General features: G+C 60.2%; 22 protein-coding genes and 1 tRNA gene. 4 read left to right on the plus strand and 19 right to left on the minus strand.

The genetic code is table 11. The features are described 5' to 3' along the window. Window positions 1–77: 77 nt before the first annotated feature. The gene (locus Q1A52_RS19620) at window positions 78–260 is read right to left on the minus strand and encodes a DUF3553 domain-containing protein (RefSeq protein ID WP_195820315.1); all 183 of its coding nucleotides are present in this window, start codon (window positions 258–260) and stop codon (window positions 78–80) included. Window positions 261–287: 27 nt separating this feature from the next. Here Q1A52_RS19620 and Q1A52_RS19625 point away from each other — a divergent pair, with 27 nt between their 5' ends. Beyond that, on the plus strand, window positions 288–884 hold the full coding sequence (locus Q1A52_RS19625) for a histidine phosphotransferase family protein (RefSeq protein ID WP_300019215.1): 597 nt from the start codon (window positions 288–290) through the stop codon (window positions 882–884). A 42-nt stretch (window positions 885–926) separates the two neighbouring features. Here Q1A52_RS19625 and Q1A52_RS19630 read toward each other — a convergent pair whose 3' ends face one another. The 11 genes from Q1A52_RS19630 to Q1A52_RS19680 form a co-directional block, all read right to left on the minus strand. Further along, on the minus strand, window positions 927–2,192 hold the full coding sequence (locus tag Q1A52_RS19630; protein ID WP_300019216.1) for a glutamate-5-semialdehyde dehydrogenase: 1,266 nt from the start codon (window positions 2,190–2,192) through the stop codon (window positions 927–929). A 57-nt stretch (window positions 2,193–2,249) separates the two neighbouring features. After that, window positions 2,250–3,356: a glutamate 5-kinase gene (proB, locus tag Q1A52_RS19635; RefSeq protein ID WP_300019217.1), complete on the minus strand. Its 1,107-nt coding sequence runs from the start codon at window positions 3,354–3,356 to the stop codon at window positions 2,250–2,252. Next, window positions 3,344–4,378, minus strand: a complete 1,035-nt coding sequence (gene obgE, locus Q1A52_RS19640; protein ID WP_300019219.1) for a GTPase ObgE — start codon at window positions 4,376–4,378, stop codon at window positions 3,344–3,346. Before obgE ends, proB begins: the two co-directional genes overlap by 13 nt. Before the next feature lie 35 nt (window positions 4,379–4,413). After that, entirely contained in the window at window positions 4,414–4,956 is a 543-nt protein-coding gene (locus Q1A52_RS19645; protein ID WP_300019221.1) for a GNAT family N-acetyltransferase, read from the minus strand. Beyond that, on the minus strand, window positions 4,953–5,555 hold the full coding sequence (locus Q1A52_RS19650) for a LysE family translocator (RefSeq protein ID WP_300019223.1): 603 nt from the start codon (window positions 5,553–5,555) through the stop codon (window positions 4,953–4,955). The genes Q1A52_RS19645 and Q1A52_RS19650 overlap by 4 nt, the downstream gene beginning before the upstream one ends. Continuing rightward, window positions 5,552–6,052 carry a GNAT family N-acetyltransferase gene (locus Q1A52_RS19655; RefSeq protein ID WP_300019225.1) on the minus strand — a complete coding sequence of 167 codons (501 nt, stop codon included), beginning with the start codon at window positions 6,050–6,052 and terminating at the stop codon, window positions 5,552–5,554. Before Q1A52_RS19655 ends, Q1A52_RS19650 begins: the two co-directional genes overlap by 4 nt. Before the next feature lie 94 nt (window positions 6,053–6,146). Next, on the minus strand, window positions 6,147–6,416 hold the full coding sequence (gene rpmA, locus Q1A52_RS19660) for a 50S ribosomal protein L27 (RefSeq protein ID WP_195820307.1): 270 nt from the start codon (window positions 6,414–6,416) through the stop codon (window positions 6,147–6,149). 11 nt (window positions 6,417–6,427) lie between these two features. Continuing rightward, window positions 6,428–7,102 (minus strand): 50S ribosomal protein L21, encoded by a 675-nt coding sequence (locus Q1A52_RS19665; protein ID WP_299827661.1) that lies wholly within the window; start codon window positions 7,100–7,102, stop codon window positions 6,428–6,430. A 185-nt stretch (window positions 7,103–7,287) separates the two neighbouring features. Continuing rightward, a complete protein-coding gene (locus Q1A52_RS19670) occupies window positions 7,288–8,094 on the minus strand; it encodes a hypothetical protein (protein ID WP_300019227.1) in 807 nt (268 codons plus the stop codon). Window positions 8,095–8,097: 3 nt separating this feature from the next. Then, window positions 8,098–8,901, minus strand: a complete 804-nt coding sequence (locus Q1A52_RS19675; RefSeq protein WP_300019229.1) for a DUF2059 domain-containing protein — start codon at window positions 8,899–8,901, stop codon at window positions 8,098–8,100. A 549-nt stretch (window positions 8,902–9,450) separates the two neighbouring features. Next, a complete protein-coding gene (locus Q1A52_RS19680; protein ID WP_300019231.1) occupies window positions 9,451–9,675 on the minus strand; it encodes a BrnA antitoxin family protein in 225 nt (74 codons plus the stop codon). Window positions 9,676–9,719: 44 nt separating this feature from the next. Between Q1A52_RS19680 and Q1A52_RS19685 the strand changes: the two genes are divergently transcribed. The 3 genes from Q1A52_RS19685 (at window position 9,720) to Q1A52_RS19695 (ending at window position 10,843) form a co-directional block, all read left to right on the plus strand. Further along, entirely contained in the window at window positions 9,720–10,148 is a 429-nt protein-coding gene (locus Q1A52_RS19685; RefSeq protein ID WP_300019233.1) for a hypothetical protein, read from the plus strand. A 13-nt stretch (window positions 10,149–10,161) separates the two neighbouring features. Further along, window positions 10,162–10,251, plus strand: a tRNA-Ser gene (locus tag Q1A52_RS19690). Between the two features lie 145 nt (window positions 10,252–10,396). Continuing rightward, window positions 10,397–10,843 carry an Arm DNA-binding domain-containing protein gene (locus Q1A52_RS19695; RefSeq protein ID WP_300019235.1) on the plus strand — a complete coding sequence of 149 codons (447 nt, stop codon included), beginning with the start codon at window positions 10,397–10,399 and terminating at the stop codon, window positions 10,841–10,843. On the opposite strand, the gene Q1A52_RS19700 is transcribed toward Q1A52_RS19695, so the two are convergent. The 7 genes from Q1A52_RS19700 to gspI all read right to left on the minus strand — a co-directional run bounded on the left by Q1A52_RS19700 (window position 10,825) and on the right by gspI (window position 17,181). Further along, the gene (locus tag Q1A52_RS19700; protein ID WP_300019237.1) at window positions 10,825–11,271 is read right to left on the minus strand and encodes a hypothetical protein; all 447 of its coding nucleotides are present in this window, start codon (window positions 11,269–11,271) and stop codon (window positions 10,825–10,827) included. The two genes, Q1A52_RS19695 and Q1A52_RS19700, sit on opposite strands and share 19 nt — an antisense overlap. Before the next feature lie 714 nt (window positions 11,272–11,985). Beyond that, window positions 11,986–12,789, minus strand: a complete 804-nt coding sequence (locus tag Q1A52_RS19705; RefSeq protein ID WP_300019239.1) for a hypothetical protein — start codon at window positions 12,787–12,789, stop codon at window positions 11,986–11,988. Next, the gene (locus Q1A52_RS19710) at window positions 12,782–13,441 is read right to left on the minus strand and encodes an anti-sigma factor (RefSeq protein ID WP_300019241.1); all 660 of its coding nucleotides are present in this window, start codon (window positions 13,439–13,441) and stop codon (window positions 12,782–12,784) included. The genes Q1A52_RS19705 and Q1A52_RS19710 overlap by 8 nt, the downstream gene beginning before the upstream one ends. After that, on the minus strand, window positions 13,438–14,037 hold the full coding sequence (locus Q1A52_RS19715) for a sigma-70 family RNA polymerase sigma factor (RefSeq protein ID WP_300019243.1): 600 nt from the start codon (window positions 14,035–14,037) through the stop codon (window positions 13,438–13,440). Before Q1A52_RS19715 ends, Q1A52_RS19710 begins: the two co-directional genes overlap by 4 nt. Further along, the gene (gene gspD, locus Q1A52_RS19720) at window positions 14,037–15,935 is read right to left on the minus strand and encodes a type II secretion system secretin GspD (protein ID WP_300019245.1); all 1,899 of its coding nucleotides are present in this window, start codon (window positions 15,933–15,935) and stop codon (window positions 14,037–14,039) included. Before gspD ends, Q1A52_RS19715 begins: the two co-directional genes overlap by 1 nt. A gap of 5 nt (window positions 15,936–15,940) precedes the next feature. After that, window positions 15,941–16,810, minus strand: coding sequence for a type II secretion system protein N (locus Q1A52_RS19725; RefSeq protein WP_300019247.1), 870 nt, complete (start codon window positions 16,808–16,810; stop codon window positions 15,941–15,943). Beyond that, entirely contained in the window at window positions 16,807–17,181 is a 375-nt protein-coding gene (gene gspI, locus Q1A52_RS19730; RefSeq protein ID WP_300019249.1) for a type II secretion system minor pseudopilin GspI, read from the minus strand. Before gspI ends, Q1A52_RS19725 begins: the two co-directional genes overlap by 4 nt. Window positions 17,182–17,185: the final 4 nt, after the last annotated feature.

Genomic DNA, 17,185 nt, shown 5'->3' on the forward strand with positions numbered 1-17,185 from the left:
TGGCGGCGTGCTTGCAACGCAACAGCTGTCGCAGGTTTACAATCCAGAGGTGTACGTTAACCTTTTGGCAAGGTTCTTCATCCATCAAACACCGGGGTCAAGGCAACACGAGTACTATCAATGACGATCTTCCCTTCGTCGCGAAAATTCACGGTGACACGGGCGTTTATGTTGCTTTGTACCTGTCCTGTCCCCCATTCGGGGCGGTCAGGATGCCGTACAAGCATACCGGGTGACAGGATCGCGTTTAAATCTTCCATGGCACCCTTTCGCGCAGGAGACAGTAGATGGGCCACAGCAATATTAACCTTGCCGCACTGATCGGCAGCCGCATCTGCCATGACCTGATATCGCCAATCGGTGCGATCAACAACGGGTTGGAGCTTTTGGGAATGGCGGGTGGCACCCCCGGCCCCGAGATTGATCTCATCCAGGAAAGTGTCGGCAACGCCAGCGCCCGGATCCGGTTTTTCCGCATCGCCTTTGGCGCGGCGGGAGAGCAGATGATGGGCCGTGCTGAAGTGACCTCGATCCTCGATGACCTGATGGACGGTGGCCGTCTGGATGTGGCCTGGGGCCCGCTGGATCCGCAACCGCGCGGCGATGTGCGCATGGCCTTTCTCGCGCTGCAGTGTCTGGAGAATGCCATGCCGTACGGAGGCCGTATCGAGATCAGCAATGACGACAGCAGCTGGCTGCTGCATGGCCAGGCCGACAAGCTGAACATCGATGAGCCGCTCTGGAACATCCTTGCCACCCGGGACGCGCCCGCAGACCTGCGCCCGGCACAGGTTCAATTCGCCTTGCTGCCGATCATCGCTGGGGACGCGAGTCGCCGGATCGTTACGGAGATGTCGGACACGCAGGTCAAGCTGCGATTCTGACGACCTGCAACCACGTCACCAAGCCCGGGGCCCGCAAGGCTGTCAGGCGCGCACCGTCCCGTCCCCGATGACCAGATACTTGAAACTGGTCAGTTGAGCGGCCCCGACCGGGCCGCGCGCGTGCATCTTGCCCGTGGCAATACCAATCTCCGCCCCCATGCCGAACTCGCCGCCATCGGCGAATTGCGTCGATGCATTGTGCATCAGGATCGCGGAATCCAGTTCGGTCATGAAGCGTCGGGCGACCTCCGCATCTTCGGTCAGGATGCAGTCCGTGTGGTTCGACCCGTGTCTGCGAATGTGATCCATCGCCGCATCAAGATCGGGCACCACCCGCGCCGCGATGATCATATCGAGGTATTCCTGCCCCCAGTCGTCGTCTTGCGCCGCCACGGTGCCCTCGATCGCGGACAATGTCGCATCGGCGCGCACTTCGACACCGGCGTCGATCAGCGCGCGGATCAGGCCACGCCCTATCGTCTGCGCGATATCTTCATGAATCAGCAGGCATTCCGCAGAGCCACAGATGCCCGTGCGCCGGGTCTTGGCGTTGAGCACGACCTTAAGCACCTTCTCTGGGTCGGCGTCCTTGTCGATGTAGATATGCACAATGCCTTCGAGATGCGCGAAAACCGGCACCCGCGCCTCGCGCTGTACCAGACCGACGAGGCCTTTGCCGCCGCGCGGCACGATCACATCAATCGTGTCGGTCATGGTCAGCATTTCGGACACTGCGGCCCGGTCACGGGTCGGCACCAGTTGAATGGCATCTTCCGGCAGACCGGCATCGCGCAGCCCTTTCACAAGGCAGGCGTGCAAGGCTGACGAGGAATGAAAACTCTCCGATCCGCCGCGCAGAATGACGGCATTTCCGGCCTTGAGACACAGCGCCCCGGCGTCAGCCGTCACATTGGGGCGGCTTTCGTAGACCACGCCGACGACCCCCAGCGGTGTTCGCACCCGTTGAATGTGCAGCCCGGTGGGCTGTGTCCATTCCGCGATCACCTCGCCCACAGGATCGGCCTGCTCGGCGATGGCGCGCAGCCCGTCGATGATGCCGCGCAGCCGGTCTTCGTCCAGCGCCAGCCGGTCCATCATCGCATCGGACAGGCCCTTTTCGCGCCCGTAGTCCAAATCCTTGGCATTGGCGTCCAGAATGGCGGCGCGGTCGGTCCAGACCTGCTCTGCCGCGGAAATCAGGGCGGCATGCTTGCGCTCGGCGCTGGCAAAGGCGAGCCTGGCAGCCGCTGCTTTTGCTCGCGCGCCGATCTCGGCCATCATCACTGGGATATTATCCATATCTTTCATTGCACTACATCCCGTTTTTAATTCTATTGAAGATTGAAATTCGCGCTCAATCCGTTGCTACAATGCCATATCGTCGCGGTGGATTAAAGCAGCGCGCCCGGGATACCCCAGCAGCGCATCGATTTCCTGCGATTTCCTGCCTTTGATGATCTGGGCCTCTTCTGCGGTATAGCGGGCCAGACCGTGGCCCAGAATATGGCCGCTCCCATCCGCAATCGCGACGGCATCACCACGCTGGAAGGTGCCTGACACGGCGGCAACGCCTGCTGGCAGCAAGCTCTTGCCGGACATCAGTGCGGCCACGGCACCTGCGTCCAAAGTGACCGTGCCGCGCGGCTTCATCGCGGCAATCCAGCCCTTGCGGGCGGCCTGGGGGTCCGTATCAGCGGTGAACCAGGTGGCGGGCGCACCGGTATGAAGCTGGCGCAGCGGGTTCATCGGCGATCCTTCGGTGATCGCCATCGCACAGCCGGCGGCGGTGGCCGTTTTGGCGGCCATCAGTTTTGTCTTCATCCCACCCTTGGAGAGACCGGAGCCCGCATCGCCCGCCATCTCTTCGATCTTGCTGGTGATCTTGTCGATGACATCGAACCGTTTTGCCTGCGGATCTTCATTCGGGTTCGCGCTGTAGAACCCATCCACATCCGACAGCAGGATCAACTGATCCGCGCCCACGGTCACGGCGATCTGTGCCGCCAGCCTGTCGTTGTCGCCAAAACGGATTTCATCAGTGGCAATGGTGTCGTTCTCATTCACGATGGCAACAACGCCCAGCGACAAAAGCTGCTCCAACGTGGCGCGGCTGTTGAGATAGCGACGGCGGTTGGTGCTGTCCTCGAGCGTGACCAGCACCTGCGCGGTGGTGATGCCATGCGGGGCCAGCACCTCTTCATAGGCGCGCGCGAGCCGGATCTGCCCGACGGCAGCAGCGGCTTGTGACTGTTCCAGCGCCAGCTCCTGCGAGGGCAGTCCCAACACCCCCCGCCCCAAGGCAATGGAGCCGGAGGAGACCAGGACAACGTCAACCTGCCGTGCTTTCAGCCAGGCGATGTCTTCGGCCAGTGACGTCAACCAGTCAGCGCGCAGATGCCCGGTCTGGCGGTCTACCAGCAGGGCAGAGCCGATCTTGACCACGATCCGCCGGGCGGCGGTCAGGGATGCCACGGCTCTTCCTCCACGACAGGTTTGTGGCGCAAACGGTCGTCGTCGATCTGCCCGCGCAGCGTGCGCAGCACCTCCGTTACACCCTCGCGGGCGACACCGGACATCAGCATCACCGCGCCGCCACTGGCCTTTTCAAGCGCTTCACGCGCAGCGGCCCTTTCGTCTTCGTCCAATGCGTCGATCTTGTTCAGGACCGTCACCCTTGGCTTTTCCGCAAGGTCGCCGCCATAAGCTTCCAACTCGGTGATGATGGTCTGATAGTCTTCTGCAACGCTCTCGGACGTGCCATCGACCAGGTGCAGCAGAACCGAACAACGCTCCACATGGCCCAGGAAGAGATCCCCCAGCCCCCTGCCCTCGGACGCGCCTTCGATCAGGCCGGGAATGTCAGCCACGACGAATTCGGTATTGTCCACACCGACGACCCCGAGATTGGGGTGCAGGGTGGTGAACGGATAGTCGGCGATCTTGGGGCGCGCGTTGGATGTGGCCGCAAGGAAGGTGGATTTACCCGCATTGGGCAGCCCCAGCAGCCCCACATCCGCAATCAGTTTCAGCCGCAGCCACAGCGTGCGTTCGACCCCCTCCTGCCCCGGATTGGCCCGGCGCGGCGCCTGATTGGTCGAGGATTTGAAATGCAGGTTGCCAAACCCGCCATTGCCGCCCCGGGCCAGTTGCACGCGCTGGCCCACTTCGGTGAGATCGGCGATCACCGTTTCCTGATCCTCATCCAGGATCTCTGTGCCCACCGGCACCCGCAACACGATATCATCGCCATCCGCACCCGTACGTTGGCGGCCCATGCCGGGGATGCCGTTCTTGGCAAAGAAATGCTGCTGATAGCGGAAATCGATGAGCGTGTTCAGCCCCTCCACCGCTTCGGCCCAGACCGAGCCACCGGTGCCGCCGTCACCGCCATCGGGCCCGCCGTATTCGATATACTTCTCCCGCCGGAAGCTGACGCAGCCACCGCCGCCCGCGCCAGAGCGGATGTATACTTTGCACAGATCGAGAAACTTCATGGGGGCTTCCTAGCCTTAAGGGGCGCGGCCCTCAATCACAGTTTTCGCAAATAGGTCCAGGTGGGTACGGTGGTGTCACGCGCCACGCTGAAACTTTCGGCATCGCCGAGGTATTCAAAGCCGCAATGTGTCAGCACCCGCGCCGAGGCCGGATTGTCCTGAAAGACACTGGCGAACATGGTCTTGTTCTCCAGCGGGTTCGCCTGGACCAGCGCCTGCACCGCGTCCGACGCGAGGCCCGTGTTCCAATAGGGCGGTGCGACCCAATAGCTGACCTCCGACTGGTCGCGATCCATCCGCTCCAGCGAGATCAAGCCCATCAGCTCAGAGCCGTCGGCGATGGTGCCATCCATGGCCCAGACGTCTTCGTCCCGGTCATTCGACATGGCGCGGGCGACAAAGGCTTCGGTCCGGCCGGGCGGCAGAGGGTGTGGAATGCTGGTGGTCATGCGCGCCACGCGTTCATCGCCGCCATAAAGCTCGATCAGCCCCATGTCAGACTTGCGCAGGGGCCGCAGAACAAAACGCTCCGTTTCAACGGTCGGCTGTACCGTGATCTTTCCCATTTCCACCGTCATGTCCCTCCTCCGAACAATACGAACAACACCGACGCGACGGTTACCGCCGCGAGGGTCCACATTAGATAAGGCTCCATTGCCGTTCCTGCTATGGTGCTTGCGATCCCCTCACCGGCAAGTGTCCAGAGCGGATGCAGCAGAACCTGGCAACCGAGCAATACAGCAGCAATGGTTGCTGTTGCCTCAATAACCGGCGTGCCGGGGGCCACGAAGGCCGTGAATCCGCCCACAATCATGGCCCAGGCCTTGGGGTTAAGCGGATGCACGATCAGGCCCGCGGCAAAACCGGGGGCCGCTTGCGCCTGATCCACGTCGCCCAGCCGCGCATGCGCCACGCGCCATGCCAGCCAGATGATGTAGGCAGCCGAGGCGTATTTCAGCGCCTCGAAGATCCAGGGCGCCTGCTCTGCCAGTTCCATCAGGCCAAACCCAACGGGCCAGATCACCAACTGCTTGCCAAGCGCGACACCCGCCACAAAGGGTAGCGCTGCGCGAAAGCCATAGCGCGCCCCGGTGGTCATCAGGGCCATATTGGCCGGTCCTGGCGTGCCGACCTGACTGGCCGCGAAAATCGCGAAAGAGGTGACCGCGACGCTCATGCTGCCGCACTCCACTGCTCGGCAGATAGGACCATCTGCTGGATCTCAACCTCTGCACTTTCGAGAAGGCTGTGCCGCCACACGAGGTCCGCATCCGCGAAGCCAAGCCCGCACAGCACCCGACGCGAGGCGGCATTTCCGACCCGGTGCCCGGACATCAGCGGTACTTGCGTTCTTGCAAAATACCGCTCGATCAACGCGCGCGCAGCCTCGCTGGCGTATCCATGCCCACAGAAGGGTTCGCCGAGCCAATAGCCCAACTCCTCATCGATCCCGCAGCCGCCAATCAGCTCGCCATTCAGGGTGATGACCAGCGCCTCATCCTGCACCCGATCCCGGGCAAAAAACGCCAGTGCATCGGCCTCGGTATAGGGATGCGGAACACCCGGCAACCATCGCGCGACGGTGTGATTGCCGATCAGCGCGGCCACAGCGCCCGCATCCTCCGCCCGGTGCGGGCGCAGAACGAGGCGTTGGGTCTGGATGCATTCTGACATCGGCTTGGCCTAACACTTTGGTGTGGCGAAAATGAGAAAGGGGACCGGCGGTGTCGCCGATCCCCCTGAATGTGTCATGTCCTTGGGAAAAGGCTTATTCAGCGGCCTCCGCCACTGGCAGGACCGAAATAAACGTACGGTTCTTAAGGCCCTTGTGGAAGGTCACGGCGCCGTCGACGGTTGCAAAGATCGTGTGATCCTTGCCCATGCCCACGCCTTCACCCGGCCAGAACTTGGTGCCGCGCTGACGCACGATGATGTTGCCGGGGATGGCCGCCTGGCCACCATAAAGTTTCACGCCAAGGCGACGACCCGCTGAGTCGCGACCGTTCCGGGATGAACCACCTGCTTTTTTATGTGCCATTTGGTCTCTCCTTAGCCTTTAGCCAGTTCTTTGGCCTGTTCGATCCAGCCTTCACGCTCGATCCGGCCTTTGAACGACAGTTTCTCGTCCATAGCAGCAACGTCCTCTTCGGTCCATGCCGCAATCTGCGCAAAGGAGGTCACGCCGCCTTCGATCAGTTTTTTCTCAAGCGCCGGGCCCACGCCGGACAGCTTTTTCAGATCGTCCGCGCCCGCGTCGGCCTTGGCTGCCTTGGGAGCCGCTTTTGCCTTCGGCGCGTCGGCCTTGGCTTCGGCTTTCTTCGGGGCCGCTTTCTTGGGTGCTGCCGCTTCGACCGCTTTCGCGGAAACGGAGCCTGCGCCCATGGCTGCTTTCACACCCGATTTATCCGCGCCGGAGGCCAGAATATCGGTGACCTTGATCAGGGTCAGTTTCTGACGGTGGCCCTTCGTGCGCTTGGAAGAGTGCTTCCGGCGGCGCTTGACGAAGTTGATGACCTTCTCGCCCTTGACCTGATCGACGACCTCGGCCTGAACGCCGGCGTCTTTGACGAAGGGTGCGCCGACAACGGTCTTGTCGCCCCCCAGCATCAGAATATCGTTGAATTGAACGGTTTCACCCGCATCAGCAGCCAGCTTCTCAACACGGAGCGTATCGCCCGCCTGAACCTTGTACTGCTTGCCGCCAGTCTTGAGGACTGCAAACATAGCATTTCCTTTGCTCAACCGCGTCCTGTGGTCCCCAAGCTTGGGCGTTTTGGCCTGACGGCCACCTCGAACAGCGCACTCCGGTCGGAGTGATCGTTTTAAAAGAGAACAAGGCCCGGCGAACCGGACCTCATTTATGAAGCCGCCATGTGCACCACCCACACGCCCATGTCAAGCACGATCCCTCAGATATCGTTGCCCGCCGCGTTGAGGGCCACAGCCCGCCCCAGACCATAGGCGATGTCGGTGAAAACGCTCTCGTATCCTTTGAAAAGCGCAGCATTTAGCTGCTTGCCTGCCGGGCTGCGTGAAAAGGCCACATAGGCTTCGAGGTCACTGATCTCCAGCGGTTGCTGGGCCAGCAGGAAGTATCCGTGCAGCCAGGATTGCGCCTCTGTCCGCAACGTCTGCTCCGACTCCCATACTTGCGCAAGGATCTGGTCTTCCGTCATCTGCAGCAACCCGCCATCCGCCAGGCCGCGGGAGAATTGATAGCTGGCGCTCATGGTCAAGGCCACGTTCAGCTCCAGAAAGTCATTGGCCGTGACGAATTCCGTCAGCAAACGGCGATGCGGATCATCGTCTGGCAGGCTGGCAAAGGCTTCGGAGGCGGCTTCTTCAACGGAAGGGTCCATCATTGCCTTGCGCGCGGCGATCTCCAACCCTGTAATACGTTGCCCGCGCAGGCTGTCAAAGAACTGCACCGCCACGTCAAGCGCCTCCGGATTCATGCTCGTTTTCACCGCGTGATAGAAACTGTCCTCGATGGCGTTGGGCGCATAGAGTTGAGAGACCTGCTCCTGCCAGAAAGCGCCCCCCTGCCCGTTCAGCATATCGTCGTTGAGGCCTTGGGCGTCGCTCAACCCTTCTGTGCGCAGGGCATCTACCAGTTCCGGCACCCGCAGCGCGTCCATCAGCACGGTCACCCGCGCATCCGCCCAGAGCGGCACGGCCATCAGGCAAAACGCAAAGGCAAGGACGGCGGCGCGCATCGGTCAGAGGTCCTGACTGGGTTGTAGCGCGCTCATCCGATCGGCCACGGCCTCATACCGGTTGGCCATGATCTCGAACTGCACCGCATTCATCAACTCATAAACCCGCTGCATCTTGGGATTTTCGAGCGCATCCGCATAGGCCGTGACATCGGCGTCCGAAAACGCCTGATAGGTATAGGCCGACCCCGACAGCGCGGAGATCTGCATGCTGCGCCGCATCTCCCCCTCCTGCGATTTGAGGCTTTCGCGCAGGTCGGCTTCCTCCATACGCAATTCAATGACGCCAGCCGCCGCCGCCGCCATCAGAAACCGCACCTGTACCTCCTGGATGGCACGGATCGAGGCATCTTCAGATCCCGTCGCCTTGTTGAGCCGCTTCAATTCTTCCAGACGGGGCGAGCCGATCTGCACCAGCCCGGCAACAATCGCCTCTCCGCTTTCGCTCTTGAGCTCCTCATCTTCCTTCATATGCGAGGCGTTTTCCGCCACAACCAAACGTTGGCCCAGGTCGGACGCATAGAAATCGACCGCGTGGGTCAGAAGCTCGTCGCTCAAGGTCTGAGACAAGATATCCAGCGCCATGGCGTGCATCTGGTCCGTATCGAAGACATCTTCCACAAGACGGGTCCACTCTGACCCGAAATCATCCGCCTCCAGCCCGATCATGTTCGGTGCCGTCTCTGCTGTCAGCTTGATGCTCTCCAGCGCCACGTCAAAGCCAGTCACTTCCAGAAACGCCTCAAGCCGGTCTAGATCGGCCGTGCGGGCCTGCCCTGCAAGCACACCTGCCATCACTGTTACCATTAGGAACGAAGCGCACTGTCGGATCAAAGGTGTCATGTCGGTCTCCTGTAGGGGCGTTTTGCCGTTCGTGGAAAACTTAAGTGTTTTAATCCGCAGGGCAATGAAATTTCCCGTGTAAGGCGCTGGCTGGCCAATAGGCTCTCATCACAGGCGGAAGAGCCAACGGGTCCCAACCGTAGCACCTTAGGAGAGTTGCCGGTGTCTTTGAACGGGATGTCTCAGGCCTGTTCCGAGGTCGCTATGAATCGTCAAAGCCACGCAGATCGGGTTTTGAAGTCCAGAATATGGGGCGTCAGGGCAAACCCCTTCCACCATAAATAGCGCCCCTTGGCGTCCACATCGTCCAGATACAAAGCCAATCAATATCTGTTCGCCTTTGCTGTGCCGTGACGCCGCAAGTGCACTGCCCCGGTGAGGCAAAGAAAGGGCACAGAAACCGAGGCAGCCGCGCGTGACGCCCCCTACTCAGCCATAAGCCGCGCAATGCCACCTATTGGCTCGACACCGTTTCTCACGTTCCACACTGGAAAGCGGCAAAATCCAGATGAATTACAGCCCCAAATCCTTGCGCAGCAGACGATTGACCCGCTCGCTTGCATTTTCATCCGCCGCGCGCAGAGCCGCTGCGACGTCTGGATCCAGCGTGAAGTTCAAGCGCACACGCTTTTTTCGAGCATCCAGAAAGGGTCTGCCGCGCTTTGCCTTTTTAAAGAAATACGCATCAAGCTCGCGCACCTTACCGCCTGTGCTGGTCAATGGCTCAGATTTTGTCATATCCTTTTCCTTTCACCTCGCTTGTATTTACCCGGCGGAGATCAATGGCACCTGATTTTCCGGTGCGAGCCGTCCTCAAAGGAAATACAGGTGTCAGCAATCGTCCGATGGTGAAAAGCGCCGCTCTTGCCGCGCAGTCAACGCAGCGTCCTTGTCCGACAGAACTGTTGACGCAAGCCAAAAGTCATGCGCGCGCGATTCAGCTTCATTTCACCCAATCTCCACATATTTTTATACACACGTTAATCCATGCAATCAACAAGAAACAATGCACTGGCTTCGTGAAAACCACGAGCGGGCACTGGAAGGCAGCAAGCGTCGCGGCCTGTAGACCGATCTTGCAGCCCACATCCGCAACACCGCGACGCAAAAAGGCCAGCACCAAACAAGGGAAAAACGCACCAGAACTTGAAATCCAAAAACCAGTTTTCAAACCGATAAAGGGCCTTGCGGGCGGAATAGGAAAAGCGTAGGGAAATCAACCACGGAGAGGTGCCGGAGTGGTCGAACGGGGCGGTCTCGAAAACCGTTGTGGGTGCAAGCCCACCCAGGGTTCGAATCCCTGTCTCTCCGCCATGACCACCTTTCGTTTCATCGAATTATTGCTGGTTGTAAAATCGCTATATTTTCATAGTCACTTGGCAACTTTCGCTTTGGATTAGCTTTTGCCCGATTGTACTACTGTACTTTCGTTGAGTGGTACACATCGTGGTAATTGTTGATGGCGACGCTATGCGGCAAGCTTACAAAGAAACTGGTAGAGAACCTTGAACCCGGTCGCCACGGCGATGGCGGGGGGTTGTATCTGGTCGTTGACCGGTCTGGCGCGCGGCGCTGGATTGTTCGCGTTACCGTGAAAGGTCAGAAAAACCGCAAGGGCGCACCGCTGCGGACGGATTTCAGTTTGGCGCGCGCGGATATCGTCACGCTCAATCAAGCGAGAGAACGCGCGCTTGAATATCGCCGGATGGCCAAGGCTGGCTTGAATCCTCGGTTTAAGGCTCATCGCGAAATCCCGACCTTTGAAGAAATCAGCCGCCAGGTGCATATCGACCGCCTGCCGACGTGGAAAACACGGCGCTCCGGTTGCGCCAGTGACCACTATGCGGACGAAGTGGGCGTTCGCTATCAAGCTCAATGCCTTAACCGTCAGGAACTATCGAAGTAATGCGTCACCTTTGATTGCACTTCGTTGAGCGTAGCCTTCAATCTGGTAAGCTCGGTGTGTTGCGAGGTCAGTTCGGGCGCATACCGCGAGATCAGGTATTCCCGGCGGTCAGTCATGTCGACCAAGTGCTTGGCCGTCTTCTTCTTCAGACGCAAAGTATTACAGAAATCGTCATCCGCTAGGTTGTGTAGACGTCCGCGAATGCGCTCCGGACTTTCCCCGCTGCGACGCAAAAACGCATTCAAAAACAATTCAGTGGCGTGAATTGCGCAAAGACGAGCGGGAGCGTACGAAAGTGCACGCCCCTTTTTCGCCGCATCAAACAAGGCATTAGCAGCTTCGGAGTAGGCTGAGGCCAAGTTCAGAATCTCGTCTGGACTTGCATCACTTCCGGGGTAGTTTTCGGGGCTTTCTGGTAGGTCTTTCACTGGCCAATCTTGCTTAGACTCGGTTCAAAGAGCTGACCACTCAAATCGGGCAAAACTATGTCTCCACAAAAGGTCTCTTTGAGCATCCCGGTGGGTTCGCTTTGGGCTCTCATCGGACATTTACTGCAATGTGCACCAATGACGGCAACGCGGACTTCGTAGACATTCATTTGAAAGGTTTGGACAGAGAACGCTATCTGCACGAATGGAGTATTGTTGCAACCTGGTGTGGTATTTTATGTGGCCTAAAACTGGTGTAGATTTTTAGATGCAATTAGTATCATTTGTTTTAAATATTTCATAGGCGGACTGTCTTTCCACCAAAGCATAAAAATTCTTTGTAACCCTACCAACTCATTGAAAATGAATAGGTTTCGATCTCACCTCGGTTGTATGATGGACCATCAACTGCGCAATACAGGCCTCGAAAATCGGTCTGACTATCATGCCCCAGCGTTGGTTAAACTGACTGCAAAGAGCGGCAAGTATGACGTGTGCGTACCCTGCCCGCACCGTTGCAAACCGGCTCTATGAAGCAGGTGAAGCGTTCCACCGGCACCACCAACAAGCGAGCTGCAAAAAGGAAGCTCAATGGCATTACCAACAAGATGTATGCCAGATCTGATGAGAAGCTATCAAAGCTTCATCGGCAATTCCGTCAGGATGTCGATCCACCGCTGTATCCAGATACGATTGGCGATTTCACCCAAACCTTCACGGCCGATCCCCTTCGCTCTTCTTCACAGCAGCTCTTGGCTCAGGAGTTTGCAGAAGGAGAGAAACCCAGCCACTCGTCAGGTCACTGCCTGATCCGGCCAGTTCGACGAAAACGGCGTTTAGCAAACACATCGCGTCCGGCGGCAGATCAGGAAAAATGTGTCCATCGCTCTGCGTCCTTGTGTCTTGTCGGATGACAGCATGGTTGTCGCTCTGCGTCTTGCAGTAAATCTGTACCTGCTGTTCTCCTGCGGTACCGTCATTGTCGAACAGTACGAAGCCATCCTCCAGGGCGACCCATTCCCGCCCCGTGCTCACCCGGGTATCTCTGCCTTCTACCTGACCAAAGTGAACGAGAACCTTTGAAGATCGCGTATAGCTTTCCGTGATCTGCGTGCGCGGAAGACTTTGCGCCGCGACGGACATCAGCAGTTCTTCTTGCCCGACCGACTTGAGGAACCGCTGCAGTTCTGTCTGATCACGGTAGGTGAGTGACTGTTCGAACGAAGACACTGTCAGGCTGTGCAGGCCGGTCCCATAGGCGGGCAGGCCGTTGAATTCTGCGCGTGATGGCAGGGAGCTCAACTCGACCTTCCGTTCGGGGCCGGACCACAGTGTAGACCGATACGCACGGGGGTCGAACAGAAAGGGCCGCCCCTCCAGGTCCTCTCCGATGCGCACAATGATCGACACCGACGCCCCCGTCTCCAGCACAAACGCGTCGGGCTGCAACCAGAACTCATGCGCCATAACGCTGGCCGGGGCCAGACCGACCAGCGCCAGCAGAAGCTTTCTAAACATCGCTCAGCACCCCCGCCGACAGGACCGGGCCGGTGGGCGCCCCGGTGGGTGACCCGCCCAGCGGCTCAAGACTGACCGCCAGCGTCGTTCCGGGTTGCAATTGCAGGCCGGTGGATATCGCAAAATCCTCCGATGCAATAAGCAGCCCGAGCGACATGGGCACACCGGCCTCGCCAATCGCCCAAAGCTCCAGCGCCCGGTCAGGGATGTCGACGGCTTCGAGCGTCGAGACCATCAGCACGCCGGTATCGCGATTGTACGTCGCAGCAAAGCGGTACCCCATCTCCACCGGATCCAACTGGGCCACAAGCTTCGGCTGCGTTTGCAGGGTCTGCAGACCAAGCACCAGCACAACCGCTGCCAGCGCCGCCGTGATTACGGCCCACCTGATGCGCAGCGCCGACCACCAGTTCCCGCGCGCCACGGGCGACGCGAACAGCCGCTGATCGATGGCATCCTTTACTGCCGGTGGCGGCGCGCTGTCTGCATAATCGGCGTTGAAGGGGGCTAGCCGATCTGTCCAGTCATTAACATGCGCGGCCAACGCCGTATCGGTTTGCAGACGCGTTTCGAACTCCTTGCGATCCGCCAATGGCATCAGACCGATAATGTATTCAGCGGCCTGGATATCGTCATCCTCCCGATCCGTCACAACGAGCTCTCCTTCAGACAGTCCCGCAAGACTTGGAGGCTGCGGCGCAACCATGTCCGCACCGTGTTGATCGGTATCTGAAACCGGTCCGCCAGATCCTGGTAACTATACCCCTCCATGTAGGCCGATCTGACAGCCTCCGCCTTGCGCGCGCTGAGTTTGTCCAGGCAGTTGTCCAGTTGGGTACGTTGCTGAGATTGCGCTGTCGCCGCTTCCGGCCCGGGTGCCGGGTCGGCCACATCGGTCGCATCGGTGATCGGCACCGCTGGCGCTTTGCGTTGCCGCAGCCGATCGATACACAGGTTACGGGCGATGGCAATCAGCCATGACATCGGATGCGCATGACCTGGCCGGAATCGGGCCGCCTTTTGCCAAATGCGCACGTAGACGTCCTGTGTGGCGTCTTCGGCCTCGGTAGGGTCGCGCAGCATCCGCAGCGCCACACCAAAAAGCTTGCGGGATGTGGCCAGATAGAGCCGGTCAAAGGCACCTCGATCCCGTAGGGCAACCCGGCAAATCAGGTCGGACAATTCAACCTCGCCGTCCATTGGAGGATGGGGCGCAGGTGCGTCCCGTGCTGTCGTCAGGTTGCTCATCAATACAGTCCCCCAATTTCAAGTCGTACAGGCGCGCGACGGTCACGGCCCTGCGGGGTTTGCGCGGCGCGCGCCCGGCTGAGCGCTTTCAATCGCGTATCATACGTTTCTCGGATGTCCGGTGCAGATCGCAGGATGGTGGGCTTCAGGAACACGAAAAGCGTGCGCCGATTGCTGGTCGTGCTGCGGGATTTGAAAAGGTTGCCGAGCAGCGGAATGTCCCCTGCCCCGGGCACTTTCTGCAGGCTTTCCAGATCGTCCCGCGTAATCAAGCCGCCAAGGACAATCGTGGCCCCGTCATCAGCCAGAACACTCGTTTCAATGGAACGGCGGTTGGTGATCAGGTCCGCAGCACCCTCCAGGTTCGCGTTTACCAACGACGATACCTCCTGGCTGATGTCCAGGCGCACCACGTCGCCAGCATTCACGCGCGGCAGCACGTTCATCGTGATGCCAACGTCACGCCGCTCGATGGTGGTGAAGGGCTGCACCGTGTTGCCGTCGGTGGCGAAGGATCCGGTGCGGAACGGCACGTTCTGACCGACAACGATGGAGGCGGCCTGGTTGTCCAAGGTCGTCAGAGACGGGGTCGACAACAGGTTGGCCTTGCTGGTCTGGTTCAGCGCTTGCAACAGCAGACCAAAACTGTCGTTCCCGATGCTGAAGGTCCCGCCCGGAGGCGCCAAACTGGCATTGGGCACACCGATGGCCGAGAGGACCGAGCCGAGCGAGACCCCGCCATTGCTGAAGGAGGTCGCAGCCAGCCCGCCGGGCGGGGCAAGATCGCCAAAACCCAACTGCGCGCTCAGGCGTTGGGCAACATCGCCCGACACTTCCACGATGGCCGCTTCGATCAGCACCTGAGCACGGCGTTGATCGAGCTGACCGACAAGGGCCGCCACTTCGCGCACCTGGGCGGCAGTCCCCCGCACCACCACCGCATTCAGTTCGGTCGAAGGCTGCACGGAAATCTCGGGTGCATCCCCCTCCGCAGCCGTGCTTTGCAGGCCGGTCGAATCGAGGCTGTCAGCCACCGGGTTGGTGAGCCCGGCCGACCCCGACAAGGTCGCACGGACCAACTCGGCCACCTGCGTGGCTTCGCCGAACTTCAGCCGGATCACCTGGGTGTTCAGCGCCACCTGCGGGTTTTCCTCCGGCGGCAGGTCCATCGACTGTGCCAGCGCTTCGATTTCCTCAAGGTCCCTGGCCGTGCCGCGCACAACCAGCGTGTTCGAGCCCGGATCGACGGACAGGCGCGCGCCATTCGGGTCAGGGCCCAACACCTCGACGATTGCCGCGCCGATGACAGCAGCTTGCGTATGCTTGAACCGCAGAACGCGGGACTGGCGCGTGTCTTCCTGATCGAGATCGGCGGCCAGTTGCATGATCCGCGCAGTGCTCTCAAAGGTGTCGGTGATCACCAGCGCATTGGGGTCGTCCAGCGCTTCGATCGATCCGGAGGCGGCCACCAGCGGGCGCAGCACGCGCACAGCCTCTGCGGCGGGCACCCGGTCGAGCGGCACAAGGCGGGTCACGAAGTCCTGACTTCCGGGTTTCTGGGCGCCGCTGACCCGCGCCGCCGTGCGTGCGGCCTCCAGTGGCAGCACCTGCCAGACCGCGCCGCTCTGCACCGCTTGAAAGCCGCGGACCCTCAGGATCGACTGAAAGAGCTCCCACGCGCCTTCCGCATCCAGTGGTTCGGCAGAAACCACGGTGATCTCACCGCGCAGGTCCGGGTGAACGACAAGGGTGCGCCCGCTTATGTCGGCCACCTGTTCAGCGAGCACCGTCACATCTGTATCGCGCAGATTGATCACGAAGGTCTCTGATGTCTCCTGCGCGGTCAACGGGGCAGCGATAAGCAGCACGCAGAGCAAAACGGAAGTGAAACGCAGCATGACCCTCACCGCAGCGGAAAGGAAAAGGTGAGAGTTTTGTTGCCCCTTTGCACCTCAAGGCGGGCGTGACCGGAGGCGGCGATCTGGTCATAAGCACCACGATCCTCATCCGGGTTCCCAACGGCACGCCCATTGACGCTGCGCACCAGATCACCCGCCTGAAGACCGGCAAGGCGCACGCCGCGATTGTGCGTCTGGGCAATTCTGTACCCATCGTCAGCGGGCTCCAGGCCGATGGTTTCCAGAACGGCCTGCGGGTTCTTGCGGATCTTGCGGCGCCAGTAGCTGATGTAGTCTTCGGTCGTTTGCGGCGCGCCCGCGCGCTGGTTTCTGTCGGCGATCACGACGGCGCTGCGCAGCTGATCGTTAAGCGCGCCGGTTTCCTTGACGTTGGCGGCGGATGCCGCGAGCTCGGTTTCTGCCGCCTGATCGAAGTATAGGGTAATGGTGCCATCCGGCGCTGCGATAACCACGTGATCCGCGGCAATGCTTAGCAGGCGCAAGTCGGCGGAAATCAAGTCTCCCATGCCGTAGAACGCCTGATCCTCCGATATCGCAATCAGCGCTGAGGAGTTGCCGCCATCCGGCGCAGAAAAGACCCCTTTGAGCGCCATGTCCGGGTGCCCCTCCGTCGAAGATCCAGCGATCTCCGGCCCGCTTGCAACCGCGCGCCCGAAGGGAGCAAGCGCTAAAACGGCGGTCAGGTCCGTGTCCTGAAGCTCCATGGCCAAGGGCGCCGCTTGTCTCTGCGCCGGTTGCTCAAGAACGACGATCCCCAGTGTGTGCCTTGCAACCGGTGGTGCAGCGACCACGAGCGAGGCAACAGCCGAGAGCAACAGGCCCCATTGCCCGACTGTCCAAAAATCGACCCTCATGATCCGCCCGCTGTCCGTGTCTCGATGAAACCCGTCAGCAGCGCGCTGGCAGCCTCCGCATGTGGGCCTTGCGGGTTGACCCTAATATCGACACGGGCGAGATCGGGATCGGAGGTAGCCTGCCGCTCCGTGGTGATGTGCCAGAGATGGCCGAGCGCCTCGACGTCGGACGGCAGGTCCGGAACGCCCAGCTCCAATTCCACAAGACGGTTTTCCGCGACCCACAGCGCCGTTTTGCGGTCCGCGATCATACCGATGCGCGTTACATGAGACTGCGTGGCCGCCAGCAAAAAAACGGCTGCGGTCGACAGGACACCCAGAGCCACAAGCGATTCAATGAGAGTAAATCCCGCGTCCTGAACCCTGTGCATCCTG

This window comes from uncultured Roseobacter sp., assembly GCF_947488185.1.
In the GTDB taxonomy this organism is placed as follows: Bacteria; Pseudomonadota; Alphaproteobacteria; order Rhodobacterales; family Rhodobacteraceae; genus Roseobacter.